Source organism: Blastococcus sp. SYSU D01042, assembly GCF_054050515.1.
This window is the reverse complement of record NZ_JBJGZM010000001.1, coordinates 697011-711863: the sequence shown is the minus strand read 5'-3', so window position 1 is coordinate 711863 and position 14853 is coordinate 697011. Positions and strand designations below refer to the sequence as shown.

The window sequence follows — 14853 nt, the reverse complement described above, 5'->3', positions numbered from 1 at the left end:
GGCCCCGACGCTAGGCAGTCGGGGCGGTCAGCGCCCGGCCAGGGCCCGCTGCTCGGCCAGCAGGGCGCGCCAGCCGTCGCGGTCGTGCTCGACCGGCCGGGTCTCGGCGATGAACTCCAGCAGCACCTGCGCGAAGCGGTCCGGGTCGGCCAGGTGCGGCCAGTGCCCGGCGTCGGGGAACACCTCGACCCGCGCCGACGGCACCAGCCGGCGCACCGCCTCCGCGTGCGCGACCGGCACGATCGGGTCGCGGTCGCCCCAGATGACGAGCATCGGGACGGCCTCGGCGAGGTACAGCCGGTCGACGGCCGTGACGCTCTGGCCGCGGACGTCGACGACGCTGCGCAGCGTGCGCAGGAACGCCCGCCGGGCCTCGACGTCGGAGAGCGCGAGCATCGCCTCGCCCGCCTCGGCGAGGTCCTGCGCGCGGTTCCAGCCGATCGCGCGGCCCACCGCGTCCAGCGCGCGGAGCCCGCTGCGCACCGGTAGCGGCAGGTGGGTGAGCGCGGTGAGCACCACCTCGCTGCCGGGCACGGTCGCAGCCCGCAGGCCGAGCGAGAGCTCCGGTCCCAGGCCACCGCTGCCGACGAGCACGAGCCGCTCGCAGCGCTCCGGGAACTGGTAGGCGAACTGCAGCGCGATCCCGCCGCCGAGCGAGTGCCCGACGACGGTGGCCTGCTCGACGTCGAGCACCGAGAGCAGGTCGCGCATCCCGTTGGCGTAGCCCGCGACCGAGTAGTCGCCGCGGGGCTTGTCCGAGGAGCCGTGGCCGAGCAGGTCCGGCGCGATCACCGTGTGCGAGCCCGCCAGCCGGTCGACGACGCCGGCCCACGTCTGCGCGGTGTTGCCGATGCCGTGCAGGAGCAGCAGCGGCGGACCCTCCCCGGCGCGGACGAACGCCCGCCGGTGCCCGTGCACCACGCGGGTCTCGCGCGGCAGCGGCGTCGTGGGCACCGGTCCAGTGCAGCACCCCCGTGTTGCCGCGTGGTTACCGCCGGCCGGCCGCGGTTCCGACGCCGTTCACCGGGCCCCGGGCGGCGGTGCGCCCGCCCCCCACTTCCGGGCCGGGTGCCGGTAGCCCTCGACGAACGCGAGCAGCCCGGCGGCGTCCTGGACCACCCCGAGCGCGTCGAGCCGGGCGGCGTCGAGGTAGCCGTCGTCGACCATGCGGCGGAGCTGGCCGACCAGCGGCTGCCAGAAACCGTCGACGTCCACCAGCGCGGTCGGCTTCTCGTGCAGCCCGAGCATGCCCCAGGTCCAGGCCTCGAACAGCTCCTCGAGCGTGCCCGCCGCCCCGGGCAGCGCGACGAAGGCGTCGGAGAGCTCGGCCATCACGGCCTTGCGCTCGTGCATGGTCTGCACGACCTCGAGCCGGGGCAGGCCCGTGTGCGCGACCTCGTCGTCCACCAGGTGCTGCGGCATCACGCCGATGACCTCGCCGCCGGCGGCCAGCGCCGCGTCGGCGACCACGCCCATCAGCCCGACGTGCCCACCGCCGTAGACGATGCCGACGCCGGCCCGCGCGAGGTCGGCGGCGAACCGCGCCGCCGCGTCCGCGTGCGAGGCCGGGCCGGCGTGCGACCCGGTGAAGACCGCGACGCGCATCAGCCGCCGTAGTAGCGGTAGACCGGCTCCGCGATGCAGACCGGCTTGTCCCCGCCCTCGCGCTCGATGACGCAGGAGAAGGTGAGCTGCTTGCCGCCCGCGATGTCCTCGATGCCCGTCAGCGTCGCGGTCAGCCGGACCTTCGAGCCGACCGGCACGGGGGAGGGGAAGCGCACCTTGTTGAGGCCGTAGTTCACGCCCATGACCGTGTCGGTGACGCGCAGGACGCCGCCGAACAGCGGGACCAGCAGCGACAGCGTCAGGTAGCCGTGGGCGATCGGGCCGCCGAACGGGCTCTCCTTGGTGGCGCGCTCGGGGTCGACGTGGATCCACTGGTGGTCGCCGGTCGCGTCGGCGAAGAGGTTCACGTGCTCCTGCGTGACCTCGTACCACTCGCTGGTGCCCAGCTCCTTGCCGACGAGCCCGGGCAGCTCGGACATGGTCGTGGTGGTGCTCATGGGAGGTCCTCCGTCGGGGCGCGCTGACGTTGTCCCCTGGAACCTACGTGCTCGCCGGGCAGGTTCCCGACAGCGCCCGGCAGTGGCAGCCTGCACGGCATGACCGCCGACGCACCGCTGGAGACCGTCGCCGCCTACGGGGCGGCGTGGGTCGAGCCCGATCCGGGCGCGCGCCTGGCCCTGGTGGAGCGGGCATGGGCGCCCGGCGCCGTGTACTGCGACCCGCTGGCCGTCGTCACGGGGCGCGAGGCGCTCTCCGACCACATCGGGCAGTTCCAGGCGAGCATGCCGGGAGGGCGGATCGAGGTGACCAGCGAGCCCGTGCGGCACCACGACAGCGCCTTCTTCCGGTGGTCGCTGACCGACGCCTCCGGTGCCACCGTCATGACCGGCTTCGACGTCGTGCAGTTCGACGCCGACGGCCGCATCGGTCGGCTCACCGGCTTCTTCGACAGCGACACCGGAACCGCGCCGGTCTCGTGACGCCCGGGCCCGGCCGGTGAGGTTCACTGGGCGGGTGCTCGCCTCCACCGACGGCTGGACCTCGTGCGCCCTGGGGCACCAGCACTGGGGCCGGGCGGGCGCGGCCGGGCTGTTCCTGCACCGCGACGGCGCCACCGGCACCGAGGTCCTGCTGCAGCACCGCGCCCTGTGGTCGCACCACGGCGGCACCTGGGGGACCCCCGGCGGTGCGCTGCACGCCGGGGAGCCGCCGCACGTCGGGGCGCTGCGCGAGTGCCGGGAGGAGCTGGGGCTGACCGCCGACGACGTCGTCCTGGGCGCGCGGTCGGTCGACGACCACGGAGGCTGGGCCTACACGACGGTGCTCGCGCGACCGGCCCGGCCGATCGACGCGCGCGAGCTGCGCCTGGACGGCGAGAGCGACGGCGTGGGCTGGTGGCCGCTTGCCGAGCTGACCGCGCTGCCGCTGCACCCGGGGCTGGCCGCGTCGCTGGACCGGCTGCGCCCGCTGATCGACGACACGCTGGGCATTCCGGTACAGGAGTAAGACGGAACGGGGCTGGGCAGGAGGGCTCGCAGGTGTCTCCCCCCACGTCCCGAGGAGCCGTGCTTGTCCCGCCACGCCGCACCCGAACCGGCAGTCGCCAGCCCGGGTGCCGTCGCGGAGCAGCCGCGCGAGGACCGCGGCCGCGCGCGGGCGCTGCTGCTGCTCTCCCTGGCCTGCGCCGCGCTGCTGGTCGCCGCGCCGCTGGCGATCGCCCTGACCCCGCCCTCCTCCGAGGGGGCCGGCCTCGAGGCCGACGTCTTCACCGGCAGCGGGCCCGGGTACCGCGACGCGGACGACGGGAGCGGTCCGGGCCGCGACGACGGGACGACCGGTGGTGCCGGCGAGGAGACCCCCGTGCCGGACGAACCGGTCCTCCCCGGCCCGGCCGCGACGCCGACGGACACGGCCGGCTCCGGCGTGCCCGCGACCGACGTCTCACCCGGCGCGGCAGCGGACCCCGGCGCCGCCGGGTGGAGCGGGGGGACCGGGTGGACCGGCGGCTCGTCCGGCGCGGCGCAGGGCGGGAACCCGGCGCCGGGCCTCCCCCGCCAGCCGGGCACCTCTCCGATCCAGGTGCTGCCCTCGAAGCCGGCGCCGGCGCCCGCCCCGGCGCCGGCCGGTCAGCAGCCGCCCGCCGCGCAGCAGCCGGTGCAGCAGCAGCCCGTGCAGCAGCAGCCGCCGACGCAGCAGCAGCCGGCTCCGCAGCCGCAGCCGGCGCCGCAGCCGCAGCCCGCGCCCCAGCCCGCGCCCCAGCCGCAGCCGGCGCCCAGCCCGCCGGCGACCGACGCCGAGGGCGTCCCCTGCCCCTGCAGGCTCGTCGGCGGCGTGCTGGTCAGCCTGTCGCGGATCGTCGGTGGCGTGGTGCAGCCGGCCGGCGGGCTGCTGGGGCTGTGATCCGCCCGGTCGCGCCGCGCGGGCGCCGGGCTAGGTTCGCTGCATGAGCGCCCGCGACGACGTCTCCGAGATCTTCGACAGCGCCGCCTGGCGGCCGGTGGAGGGCTTCGACTTCCAGGACATCACTTACCACCGGGCCGTCGACGCCGGCGTCGTGCGCATCGCGTTCGACCGGCCGGAGGTGCGCAACGCGTTCCGCCCGCAGTCGGTGGACGAGCTGATCGCCGCCCTCGAGCACGCCCGGCTGTCCACCGACGTCGGCTGCGTGATCCTCACCGGCAACGGCCCCAGCCGGAAGGACGGCGGCTGGGCCTTCTGCTCCGGCGGCGACCAGCGGGTGCGCGGGAAGTACGGCTACGAGCACGCGCAGGGATCCAGCGGCCGGCTGCACGTCCTGGAGGCGCAGCGGCTGATCCGCTTCATGCCCAAGGTCGTCATCTGCGTCGTCCCCGGGTGGGCGGCCGGGGGCGGGCACAGCCTGCACGTCGTCTCCGACCTGACCCTGGCCAGCGCCGAGCACGCGCGGTTCAAGCAGACCGACGCCGACGTGGGCAGCTTCGACGGCGGGTTCGGCTCGGCGTACCTGGCGCGGCAGGTCGGGCAGAAGTTCGCCCGCGAGATCTTCTTCCTCGGCGAGGAGTACACCGCCGCGGACGCGCACGCGATGGGCATGGTCAACCGCGTCGTCCCCCACGCCGAGCTGGAGGCGACGGCGCTGGAGTGGGGGAAGAAGATCGTGGCGAAGAGCCCGACCGCCCAGCGGATGCTCAAGTACTCGTTCAACCTGATCGACGACGGCCTGGTCGGGCAGCAGCTGTTCGCCGGGGAGACGACCCGGCTGGCGTACATGGCCGAGGAGGCCGTCGAGGGCCGGGACGCCTTCCTGGAGAAGCGCGACCCGGACTTCACGCAGTTCCCCTGGCACGTCTGACCCGAGGAGAGATAGTGATCGTCGAGCTGGTGACGGGTGCGGACGAGCGGCCCGAGGCGCGGGTGGTCGACATCGACGACCTGAGCCGGGTGGTCCTGGCCTTCGGGCAGGTCACCGACGAGGAGGCCGCCGAGGTGCTGGAGCGCTCCGGGCTGGGTCGCCTGCACGACGACGGCGCCGCGCAGCTGGACGCCGCCGCGCTCCGGGCGGCCGCCGAGCCGCGGGCCACCGCTCCCGACTGGAGCGACCGGTGGGACGCGATGGTGGAGCAGGCGCGCAGCGAGGGCCGGCTCTCCGGCGACGGCGCGGGCATCCGCGTGGAGGTGCAGCCCGCCGCCGGGGCCTGACACCCCGGACCCCGCCTCCCACCTGCGCGGACGTTTTCGGACCCGGCAGGAGGAATCCGGCGCCGGGTCATTGTGGTGACTCCACCGTCACGCCAAGATGTCGCGGTGCAGATCACCCGCAGGCCCGGGGCCTCCTCGTGAGCGGTACTCCCGGCAGACCGCTCAGCGCCGAGCTCTCCGAGCAGCTCCTGGCCGTGGCGGTCGACATCCTGGCCGACGAGGGCTGGGGGCGGCTCAACAGCGACCGCGTCGCGGCCCGCGCCCGTGCCGGCAAGGCGGGGATCTACCGGCGCTGGCCGACCATGGCCGCCCTGGCGCACGCCGCGGTGGGCCGCTTCCGGCTGGTGCCCACGCCCGAGGACACCGGCTCGCTGCGCGGCGACCTGCGCTCGCTGGCCGACCGCTGGACCGTCCCGCTCGACCGCGAGGAGCGCGCCGCGGCCAGCCTGGTCGGCGCCGCCCGCTACGACGAGCAGCTGCGGGCGGGGCTGGACGAGGCGCTGGTCGGGCCGCTGCACGAGGCGGTCGGCCTCATCGCCGCGCGGGCGGAGGCGCGGGGCGAGCCGATCGAGGACGACCGCCTGGCGCTGCTCCACTCGGTGCTCGAGGCGTTCTGGTGGCAGCGCTTCACCGCGGCCGGTGACGGCGCGGTGCTGGCCGACCAGGTCGACCGCGTGGTCGACGAGGTGCTCTGCCCGCTGGTGGAGCCGGAGGACCTGCGGCTCGTCGGCTGAGGGCGGCGGATCAGCCGGCCCGGCGGTCCTCGGCGAGGTCCTTCGACGACGCCGTCGCGGAGAGCAGCCCGTCGAAGATCTGGGCGCCGGCCTGCAGGTGGCTCAGCAGCCGGTCGCCGAGCTGCTCCACCGTCGCGGCCACCTCGCCGGCGTCGACGCCCTCCTTCACGCGCAGGCGGTTCTCGACGATGAGGACCCGCACGGCGCCCAGCCAGATGGCGGCGGTGAGCGGGGCGGAGACCTCGGGGTTCGGGGGTGCGGCGTCGCTGTTCCGCCACGCGGTCAGCAGCGCGACGGCGAGCCGGCGCTCGGCGGTGAAGACCAGCGTGCGCTCGTAGGCGCGCAACGTCTCCGAGGCGTCCACGGTGTCCCGGAAGCAGCGCTCCTCCGGGGTGGCGAGCGCGCCGATCTGGGTCGTGGTCAGCTCGAGCAGCTGGGCGCGCAGCGCCGTCAGCGGGGAGACGCCGTCCGGGCGCTCGAGCACCGCGGCCGCGAGGCCCTCGACCCACGGCGCGCGGCCGTCGAAGAAGAGGTCCTCCTTCGTGGCGAAGTGGTTGAAGACCGTCTGCACCGCCACCTCGGCCTCGCGCGCGACGTCGGCGATGGTGACCTGGTCGAAGCCGCGGGCGGCGAACAGGCGGTGCGCGGTCGCCCGGACCAACTCCCGCGTCTGTGCCTTCTTTTGCGCGCGCCGGTCCCCAAGATCACTCACCGTATGAGTGTAGGCACAGAACGTGGCGATCGCAGCCCGGGTCGGACGGTTCCGTCCGGTGCGCGACGTCACCGGCTCGTGCTGTCGTCCAGCACCGCGCGGGCCCAGCTCCCGACCAGCACGTCGAGGTCGATCACGTCGAGGTCGGCGGCGACGTCGGCGATCGTCGTCGTCCACCCGCGCGCGGGCCGCGCGCGGCGAACGGGTGCGGGCGCGCCGAGCTCTGCGGCGAGCCGGTCGAGCGCGCCGGGCTGCGGCTCGTCGGCGCCGGCGTGCTGCACGTCGTAGGCGGCCTCGGCCAGGCGCATGGTGGCCGCGGCGCCGGCCTCGGTGGCCGCCTCCTCGCGCAGGCCGCGCAGCGTCACCTCGAACAGCCGGGCGCACGAGGGCGAGGCGCCGGGGTGCGTCGCCGCGTCGTCGGGCCCCGGCGCCAGGACCGCTCCGCAGCCCGGGCACGCCTCGGTGGCGCTGCTGGCGGGCTCGTCGGACGGCGGGGGGAGGGGCACGGCGCGATCGTGCCGCACTCCGCGACCAGCCGCGGCCCGAGCCCTGCCGTCGCCCCGGACCGCGTCGGGCACGATGGCGCGACGGTGTGAGGACGAGCACGGAGGAGACGCGGGTGCGGACCAGGGCAGCTGTGATGCGCGAGGCCGGAGCCGACTGGGAGATCGTCGAGCTCGACCTGATCGACCCCGGGCCCGGTGAGGTGCTGGTCGAGATGGCCTACGCGGGCATGTGCCACTCCGACGAGCACCTGCGCCACGGCCCCGGGGTGCGGCCGATCGTGGGCGGGCACGAGGGGTCCGGCGTGGTCCAGGCGGTGGGCGCGGGGGTCACCACGGTGGCGCCGGGCGACCACGTCATCACCAGCTTCCTGCCCGCCTGCGGGCTGTGCCGGTACTGCGCCCGTGGCAAGTCCAACCTCTGCGACAAGGGCGCCACCATCGGCACCGGCCAGCTGCCCTCGGGGAGCTTCCCCTTCCGGCTCGACGGGCAGCCGCTGGGCGGGTTCTGCATGGTCGGGGCGTTCGCCCGGCACTCGGTGCTCAGCGAGTTCTCGTGCGTGCGGATCGACCCGTCGGTGGCCCTGGACACCGCGGCGCTGCTCGCCTGCAGCGTGCCCACCGGCTGGGGCTCGGCGGTGTACTCGGGCGGCGTGATGCCCGGCGACACCGTCGTCGTGGTCGGCCTGGGCGGCGTGGGAGCGAACGCGGTGCAGGGCGCCGTGCACGCCGGGGCGCTGCACGTCATCGGCGTCGACCCGGTCGCGATGAAGCGGGAGTTCGCCGAGTCGCTCGGCGCGACGCGCACGGTGGCCGGCGCCGAGGAGGCGGCCGGTCTGGCCCGCGAGCTGTCGCGGGGCACGGGTGCCGACGTCGTCGTCCTCACCGTCGGCAAGCTGACCGCCGAGAACTACGCCGGGGCCCTCTCGTGCCTGGGCAAGGCCGGGACGATGGTGCTCACCGCCCTCCCCGACGAGCCGCAGGACGGCCGGCTCTCACTCAACGGGCCGATGGCCACCGTCTACGAGCAGCGCATTCAGGGCTCGCTGTACGGCTCGTGCAACGCGCGCACCGACATCCCCCGGCTGCTGCAGATGCACGAGGAGGGCCGCCTCGAGCTCGACCGGCTCATCACCCGCCGGTACTCCCTCGACGAGCTGAACCAGGGCTACCGCGACCAGGCGGCCGGCGAGATCGTCCGCGGCCTGCTCGTGCACGCCGGCTGATCCCCTGCTTTTCCGCGGTATCGCGGCGCGCTTCTCCGCGGAAAGGCAGGGAGTCGGTTGAGGACGGATGGGCCTGGGCAGCTCCGGGGCCATGAGCTCCCCCCGCATCGCCGTCCTCGACGTCGACGGCACCCTCGTCGACACCAACTACCAGCACGCGCTCGCCTGGTACCGGGCGTTCCGCGCGCTGGGGGAGACCTACCCGGTGTGGCGCATCCACCGGCTCATCGGCATGGGCGGCGACCAGCTCGTCGCCGCCCTGGGCGGGGACGAGGTCGAGCGGCGGATCGGCGACGCCGCCCGCGAGCGGTGGGTCGAGGAGGTCGACCCGATGATGGGCGAGACCGCGCTGCTGCCCGGCGCGCGCGAGCTCGTCGTGGCGCTCAAGGAGCGCGGGCACCGGGTGGTGCTGGCCAGCTCGGGGAAGCCGCACCACGTCGACCGCGCGCTGGACCTGCTCGACGCCCGCGAGCTCGCCGACGCCTGGACCACCAGCGACGACGTCGAGAACACCAAGCCCGCGCCGGACCTGCTGCAGGTGGCGCTGGAGAAGGTGGGCGAGCCGGTGGACGCCCCGAGCGTCGTCATCGGCGACTCGGTCTACGACGTCGAGGCGGCGAAGAACGCGGGGATGCCGGCGATCGTGGTCCGCTCCGGTGGGTTCGGCGACGACGAGCTGCGCGACGCGGGAGCCCTGGGCGTCTACGACACCCCGGCCGACCTCACCGCCGCCCTGGACGACCTCGACCTGCTCTGATCTGCTTCTTCGCGAAAAAGCTGGCCGCGTTTACGCGGAAAGGCAGGGTCAGGACGCGGCGGATGTCCCGCGGCCCAGGCGGCGCAGCATCTCGTCGGGGTGGTCGGTGATGACCGCGTCGACGCCGAGCCGGTTGGCCAGGTCCATGTCCGCCGGCCGGTTGACCGTCCACACGTGCACCTGCTTGCCGGCGGCGTGGGCGTCGGCGACGAAGCCCGGGTCGGCGCGGAGCAGGGCGATGCCGGGGCCCATCGCGGTCGCGCCGCCCAGCAGCAGCTCGCGGCGGACCGGGCGCAGCCGCTTGCCGATCAGCTGGACGGTCGGGATCCCCGGTGCCAGCTCGGCCATCCGGCGGACGGCGAGCTGGGAGAAGCTCATCATCCGGACGGCGGGCTGGCCGGCCCACTGCACCGGGCCGTCGTCGCCGAGCAGCCCGTAGCGGCGCAGGCAGGTGACCAGCGCCTCCTCGACCTTGCGGGTGTGGCGGGTCGGGTGCTTGGTCTCGATCGCCAGGCGGAGGCTGCCGGGCGTCGCGGTGATGTACTCCAGCAGCCGGTCGAGGGTGAGGACCAGCCCGTTCTCGACGTCCGGCTCGTCGGTCACCGACAGGATCTCGTCGTCGGCCCAGCGGCTGCGCCCCCTGGCCCGCGGCTTGCGCGCGCCGAACTGGAACTGCTCGAGCTCGGCCAGGTGCAGCGCGGAGACGACGCCGCGGCCGTTGGAGGTGCGCCGGATCTGCCGGTCGTGCACGCACACGAGGACGCCGTCCCGGGTCAGCCGCACGTCGCACTCGACGGCGTCGGCACCGACGGCCGCAGCCTGGCGGTAGGCCGCCATGGTGTGCTCGGGCGCCTCGGCGGTGGCACCGCGGTGCGCGACGACCTCCACGGCGGTCAACGGGGTGGGACGGGAGGAGCGACCGGCACGGTGCGATCCTCCCCCGCACCGCGGCTGCACCGCGACAGGGAGCGCTGGACCCGCCGAGAGGTCAGCCCGCGAGGCCGGCGGCGCGGGCGCGGTACTCGGGCACGGTGCCCATCGGCGGGCGCTCGTCGAGGGCGACGGCGGTGCTGCGCGGCACGAAGCCCTCGCCGTCGTGCCGGAACTGGGTGAGCAGCCCGCTGGCGGCCGGCGCCCCGGTGCGGGAGGCGCGGGCGAGCACGGTCGAGACGACCTGCCCGGCCATCGCGCCCAGCGCCTCCTGGCTCTGCGAGGTGTGCCGGCGGACGCCGAGGTCGACCTGGGCCAGCCCGCCCAGCCCGACCAGCTCCAGCAGGTCGATCAGCAGGCCGATCTCCACGCCGTACGCGCCGGCGAAGGGCACCTGCTCGAGCGCCGCCCGCCGCCCGGCGTACTCCCCGCCCAGTGGCTGCACGAACCCGGCGAGCTCCGGCCACAGCGCGTTGAGCAGCGGCCGCGCGGTCAGCTCGGTCACCCGCCCGCCGCCGGAGGGCACGCTCACGCCGTCGATCTCCAGCGGCCGGGTGTAGCAGCCCTTCACGAACTGCACCTGCGGCTCGGTCAGCAGCGGCCCGAGCAGCCCGGGCACGTAGTGGCTGACGTCGCCCTTGAGGTCCGAGTCGAGGAAGACGACGACGTCGCCGGTCGTGGCGGCCAGCGACTTCCACAGCGCCTCGCCCTTGCCGGGCCGGGTGCCGTGCGCGGGCAGCACCTCGGTCGTGGCGACGACGTCGGCGCCGGCGGCCCGGGCGACGTCGGCGGTGGCGTCGGTCGAGTCGGAGTCCACGACGAGCAGCTCGTCGACCAGGCGGGTGCGGTGCATCCAGCGCTCGACGACGTCGCCCACGAGCAGCCCGACCGTCGCCTCCTCGTTGCGGGCCGGCAGGACGACGCTGACCCGGGTGCCGGTGCGCCGCTTGGCCGCGACCAGGGCGTCGGCGTCGACGGCGTCGAGTGAGGGAGCGGAGGTGGTGCGGCCGGAGAACCAGGCGCGGGCGTCGGGTCGCATCGCCTCACTGTCGACCACGATCCGGCTTCGCACCACTGCCCTGTGAGGGTGTTCACCCGCCCGTTCCGCACTCCTCGCCGGGCGTCCACTCGCGTCAACGGGGCGCGCTGACCGGCACCTCGTCGGCGAGCGCGGTCGGGCTCTGCTCGCCGAAGGCCGCGCCCTCGCCGGTCGGCTCGGGGTGGCCCAGGTCGGTGAGCCAGCCGCGCAGCACCCGGTGCAGGTGCTCGGCGCCGACGATCTCCCCGGGGGCGGCCCAGGACGCGGGGTAGGCGAGGAAGCCGCGCTGCTGCGGCCCGCCGAGCCCGCCGTGCGACCCGACGTGCGGCTCGAACGCCGAGGCCTCGTCGGTGTCCGGGTCGTACCGGCTGTTGATGACCAGGTCGGGGCAGTGCGGGAAGGTCGACGCGCGGGCGACCAGCGCTGCGGCATGCGGGCCGTACGGAAGCAGCGGATCGGTGCCGATCACCTCCTCCGAGCGCAGCCGGTGCAGCCCTTCCCGCCCGAGGACGACGGGGCCGAACTCCGCGGAGTGCACCAGCACGAAGCCGACGCCGTCGTGGTCCACCAGCCCCGGGAGCAGGTGCGGCCAGCGCTGCTCGATCTCCTCCAGCGTGGCCCTGCCGGGGATCCCCGAGAACGAGACCGACGCCGTGTGCCCGGAGACCGCGCACACCACCCCCGGCGCCACCTGCGGCACCTCGGCGTCGCCGACCGCCGGCGGCAGCTCGCCGCGCGACGCGGCCGCCTCGGCCCGCTGCCGCAGCCGCCGCGCGATCGGCCCGCCGCCCTCGGCCAGCGCGGCGCCGATCTGCCAGCCCTCCGCCGTCCGCCGGCTGTCCCTCGGTCCGGAGAGGTGCCGGCGCCGTGCCTCGACGGGGGCGCCGCACAGCGAGCCGACCAGCTCCTCGATGGAGTAGCCGAACCGGTCGGCGAACGCCCAGCCCTGCGTCTGCCCGTGGTCGGAGAGGCAGACCAGGTGGTATTGCCGGGGGCCCAGCGAGCCGGCGCGGTGCAGCCGGCCGATCTGCTGGTCGATGCTGCGCAGCACGCCGAGGGTGTCGAACCGCTCGACGCCGGAGTGGTGGGCGACCTCGTCGTAGCCCAGGAAGTCGGCGTAGATCACCGGCCGCCCGGCGAGCAGGTCCTCCAGCAGCGCCGAGACGACGACGTCGCGCGCGAGCACCGTCGTCCCGGCGCGGGCCAGGGGGTAGAGCCCGCCGCGAGGCACCCGCGGCCGGACGTCGGCGCGGCGCTGCTCGGCGGCGGCACGCAGCTCGCGGACGACGTCGACCAGGGCGACGCCCAGCGTGCGCACCGCGTTGGCCGGGTTCGCGAAGTAGGCGTAGTAGCCGGCGCCGACGCGGCCCCGCCTGCGCCGCCGGGCCTCGGCCGGGACGACGTAGGGCAGCGAGCTCATGGTGAAGCTGACGTGGCGGGCGTCGCCGGTGAACAGGTTGCCCCGCCCGGCGCCACCGCCGGCGAGCAGCCCGCGGCCGTCGGAGTGCCGGCGCTCGATCTCGGCGGCGTCCCGGGGGCTGGAGACCTGGACCAGCCGGTCGCGCTCCTTCTCGTACCAGCGGAAGGCCGGGACGTCGTGGTTGGAGCCGTGCAGGATGCCGCAGACGCTGGCGCCGGTCTGCGAGCTCCAGTCGGTGTGCCACGAGGTGAGCACGTGGCTGCCCGAGCGCAGCCAGGCGGCCAGCGTCGGCATCGAGCCGTCCCGGACGGCGCGGCGGGCGATGTCGTAGCCCAGGCCGTCGATCTGCAGGAAGAGCACGCCCGGGGGCAGCGGTCCGTCCGCGGGCTGGGCGGGCGCGCGGCGGCGGGCGCGCCGGAAGAACATCTCGTCCTCGTCGACGGCGAGCAGGCTGTTGATCAGCCCGGAGACGCCGGCCATGGCGACGGCGACCACCACGGAGGTCGTGAAGCTGCGCACCTCGACGCCGGGGATGGCGGCGAAGATGCCCAGCACGCCGGCGCCGAGCAGCAGGAAGCCGCCCACCCCGAGGGTGAGGAAGGCGAACGGCAGCGCCACCCGCAGCACGAGCGGCCAGACGGCCGCGGTCAGCAGGCCGAGCAGGAGCGCGGCGACCGGCGGCTGCCACCACTCGCGCATGGCGAAGCCGGTGAGCCAGGTGTCCAGCGTGATCAGCGCGCCGGTGGCCAGCGCCCAGGTGAGCAGGACGCGGGCCAGGGTCCGGCCGGCCCGCAGGACCCGGCCGCCGGCGGGCGCGCTCACCGGGCGTCGCTCGGAGCGGGCTCGGGCTCCGGGACCGGCGGGCCGGGCACCGGCCGGCGGCGGCGCCGGCGCGCGGCGACGAGGTTGAGCAGCCCGCCGACCAGCAGCACGAGCAGCGTCGCGATGAGGACGGCGACCAGCGGGGAGTCGAAGACGCCGCCGCTGGCCACGCCGAGCAGCGCGTAGGCCACCGCCCACAGCAGGCAGGCGACGAGCTGCGCCGGCACCAGCCGCCGCCACGGGTAGCTGAGCGCGCCGGCCGCCAGCAGCACCGGGATGCGGCCCGCGGGCAGCAGCCGGCCGACGACGAGGATCTGCCAGCCGTGCCGGCGGAACTGGTCGCGTACCTCCTCGAGCCGCTCGGCGTGCTGCCCGCGCGCCACCCAGCGCACCGCGGCCGGCCCGCCGAACCGGCACACCGCGAAGGTGGTCAGGTCACCGAGCAGCGCGGCGAGGGTGGCCAGCGCGAGCACGGTCGGCAGGCCGAGGTCGTTGCTGGTCATCGCGAAGGCCGCCGCCGAGCCGACGACCGCGCCGGTGGGCACGACCGGCACCACCGAGCCCAGCAGCACGCCGCCGAACAGCAGCGGGTAGCCGACCGACGTCCCCTCGGCGGCCGCGGCGACCGCGCTCACGACGGCACCCCCGGCAGCAGCGGCACCGGCGAGCCGGGCCGGGCCACCGCCACGTCGGTGGCCAGTCCGCGGCGGGCGACCTCGCGGGCGAAGGCGAGCGGCGGCTCCACCAGCAGCCGGCGCATCCGGGCGCGCAGCGGCGTCGGCAGCGTGGTGCTGCCGGCCGGCGCCAGCGTGCCCCAGTGCACCGGGACGGCGGTCCGCGGCCGGAGCCGGGCCACGGCCTCGGCCGCCTCCAGCGGGTCGAGGTGGCCGGGACCCAGGTCGGCACCCCAGCCCCAGACCGGGAGCACGGCGACGTCGACGCCCCGCACGCCGAGCAGGTGCATGCCGTCGTGCAGGGCGGTGTCGCCGCTGACGTAGACCGTGCTGCCCGCGCCCTCCAGCAGGTGCCCGACGGCGCAGGCGTCGGGGCCGGCCGTGAGCCGCGGGCCCCAGCGGTGCCCGCTGTGCGCGGCGTGCACGGCGGTGATCCGCAGCGCGCCGTCGGTCAGCGTCTCGCCGACGGAGATCTCGTCGACCCGTGCGAACCCCTGCCGCCGGAACCACGCACCGGCGCCGCGGGGGACGACGAAGCGGGTGCCGGCGTCCAGCAGGCGCAGCGAGCGCAGGTGCAGGTGGTCGGCGTGCAGGTGGCTGAGCAGGACGACGTCCACCCCCGCCCAGGAGGCGGCGCCGGGCACCGGCACCACCCGGCGCAGCGGGCCGACCGAGGCGGTGAGCAGGGGATCGGTGAGCACCGTGCGCCCGGCCAGCTCGACGCGCACCGTCGAGTGGCCGAGGAAGTGCAGCCGGGGCGATCCCACGGCGCCAGTATTCGCTGGTGGGGTG

The 14853-nt window shown here is 75.8% G+C and carries 18 protein-coding genes; 8 read left to right on the top strand and 10 right to left on the bottom strand.

The window, feature by feature from the left end:
• Positions 1 to 27: 27 nt before the first annotated feature.
• The 3 genes from ACI79H_RS03580 to ACI79H_RS03570 all read right to left on the bottom strand — a co-directional run bounded on the left by ACI79H_RS03580 (position 28) and on the right by ACI79H_RS03570 (position 2063).
• On the bottom strand, positions 28 to 954 hold the full coding sequence (locus ACI79H_RS03580; RefSeq protein ID WP_456552991.1) for an alpha/beta fold hydrolase: 927 nt from the start codon (positions 952 to 954) through the stop codon (positions 28 to 30).
• A gap of 66 nt (positions 955 to 1020) precedes the next feature.
• The gene (locus ACI79H_RS03575) at positions 1021 to 1605 is read right to left on the bottom strand and encodes an LOG family protein (RefSeq protein WP_456552990.1); all 585 of its coding nucleotides are present in this window, start codon (positions 1603 to 1605) and stop codon (positions 1021 to 1023) included.
• Complete coding sequence (locus tag ACI79H_RS03570; protein WP_456552989.1) at positions 1605 to 2063, bottom strand: MaoC family dehydratase; 459 nt, start codon at positions 2061 to 2063, stop codon at positions 1605 to 1607. Before ACI79H_RS03570 ends, ACI79H_RS03575 begins: the two co-directional genes overlap by 1 nt.
• A 99-nt stretch (positions 2064 to 2162) precedes the next feature.
• Between ACI79H_RS03570 and ACI79H_RS03565 the strand changes: the two genes are divergently transcribed.
• The 6 genes from ACI79H_RS03565 (at position 2163) to ACI79H_RS03540 (ending at position 5978) form a co-directional block, all read left to right on the top strand.
• Positions 2163 to 2546, top strand: a complete 384-nt coding sequence (locus tag ACI79H_RS03565) for a nuclear transport factor 2 family protein (protein ID WP_456552988.1) — start codon at positions 2163 to 2165, stop codon at positions 2544 to 2546.
• A gap of 34 nt (positions 2547 to 2580) precedes the next feature.
• Positions 2581 to 3072, top strand: a complete 492-nt coding sequence (locus ACI79H_RS03560; protein ID WP_456552987.1) for an NUDIX domain-containing protein — start codon at positions 2581 to 2583, stop codon at positions 3070 to 3072.
• A gap of 63 nt (positions 3073 to 3135) precedes the next feature.
• Positions 3136 to 3966, top strand: a complete 831-nt coding sequence (locus ACI79H_RS03555; RefSeq protein WP_456552986.1) for a hypothetical protein — start codon at positions 3136 to 3138, stop codon at positions 3964 to 3966.
• A 43-nt stretch (positions 3967 to 4009) separates the two neighbouring features.
• The gene (locus ACI79H_RS03550) at positions 4010 to 4897 is read left to right on the top strand and encodes a 1,4-dihydroxy-2-naphthoyl-CoA synthase (RefSeq protein WP_456552985.1); all 888 of its coding nucleotides are present in this window, start codon (positions 4010 to 4012) and stop codon (positions 4895 to 4897) included.
• 14 nt (positions 4898 to 4911) lie between these two features.
• Positions 4912 to 5244, top strand: coding sequence for a hypothetical protein (locus ACI79H_RS03545; RefSeq protein ID WP_456552984.1), 333 nt, complete (start codon positions 4912 to 4914; stop codon positions 5242 to 5244).
• Positions 5245 to 5381: 137 nt separating this feature from the next.
• Entirely contained in the window at positions 5382 to 5978 is a 597-nt protein-coding gene (locus tag ACI79H_RS03540) for a TetR-like C-terminal domain-containing protein (protein ID WP_456552983.1), read from the top strand.
• A gap of 10 nt (positions 5979 to 5988) precedes the next feature.
• On the opposite strand, the gene ACI79H_RS03535 is transcribed toward ACI79H_RS03540, so the two are convergent.
• The gene (locus tag ACI79H_RS03535; RefSeq protein ID WP_456552982.1) at positions 5989 to 6690 is read right to left on the bottom strand and encodes a TetR/AcrR family transcriptional regulator; all 702 of its coding nucleotides are present in this window, start codon (positions 6688 to 6690) and stop codon (positions 5989 to 5991) included.
• Positions 6691 to 6758: 68 nt separating this feature from the next.
• On the bottom strand, positions 6759 to 7196 hold the full coding sequence (locus ACI79H_RS03530; RefSeq protein WP_456552981.1) for a DUF5946 family protein: 438 nt from the start codon (positions 7194 to 7196) through the stop codon (positions 6759 to 6761).
• A gap of 86 nt (positions 7197 to 7282) precedes the next feature.
• Between ACI79H_RS03530 and ACI79H_RS03525 the strand changes: the two genes are divergently transcribed.
• Both ACI79H_RS03525 and ACI79H_RS03520 read left to right on the top strand, forming a co-directional pair.
• A complete protein-coding gene (locus tag ACI79H_RS03525) occupies positions 7283 to 8419 on the top strand; it encodes an NDMA-dependent alcohol dehydrogenase (protein ID WP_456552980.1) in 1137 nt (378 codons plus the stop codon).
• A 91-nt stretch (positions 8420 to 8510) separates the two neighbouring features.
• The gene (locus ACI79H_RS03520) at positions 8511 to 9176 is read left to right on the top strand and encodes an HAD family hydrolase (protein WP_456552979.1); all 666 of its coding nucleotides are present in this window, start codon (positions 8511 to 8513) and stop codon (positions 9174 to 9176) included.
• A gap of 48 nt (positions 9177 to 9224) precedes the next feature.
• Here the strand turns inward: ACI79H_RS03520 and ACI79H_RS03515 are convergent, their stop codons facing one another.
• The 5 genes from ACI79H_RS03515 to ACI79H_RS03495 all read right to left on the bottom strand — a co-directional run bounded on the left by ACI79H_RS03515 (position 9225) and on the right by ACI79H_RS03495 (position 14828).
• Positions 9225 to 10064 (bottom strand): glycerophosphodiester phosphodiesterase, encoded by an 840-nt coding sequence (locus tag ACI79H_RS03515; RefSeq protein WP_456553108.1) that lies wholly within the window; start codon positions 10062 to 10064, stop codon positions 9225 to 9227.
• Between the two features lie 100 nt (positions 10065 to 10164).
• On the bottom strand, positions 10165 to 11145 hold the full coding sequence (locus ACI79H_RS03510) for a glucosyl-3-phosphoglycerate synthase (protein WP_456552978.1): 981 nt from the start codon (positions 11143 to 11145) through the stop codon (positions 10165 to 10167).
• 94 nt (positions 11146 to 11239) lie between these two features.
• On the bottom strand, positions 11240 to 13387 hold the full coding sequence (locus ACI79H_RS03505) for a phage holin family protein (protein WP_456552977.1): 2148 nt from the start codon (positions 13385 to 13387) through the stop codon (positions 11240 to 11242).
• Positions 13384 to 14022 (bottom strand): DedA family protein, encoded by a 639-nt coding sequence (locus tag ACI79H_RS03500; protein ID WP_456552976.1) that lies wholly within the window; start codon positions 14020 to 14022, stop codon positions 13384 to 13386. The genes ACI79H_RS03505 and ACI79H_RS03500 overlap by 4 nt, the downstream gene beginning before the upstream one ends.
• The gene (locus ACI79H_RS03495) at positions 14019 to 14828 is read right to left on the bottom strand and encodes an MBL fold metallo-hydrolase (protein WP_456552975.1); all 810 of its coding nucleotides are present in this window, start codon (positions 14826 to 14828) and stop codon (positions 14019 to 14021) included. Before ACI79H_RS03495 ends, ACI79H_RS03500 begins: the two co-directional genes overlap by 4 nt.
• Positions 14829 to 14853 lie beyond the last annotated feature (25 nt).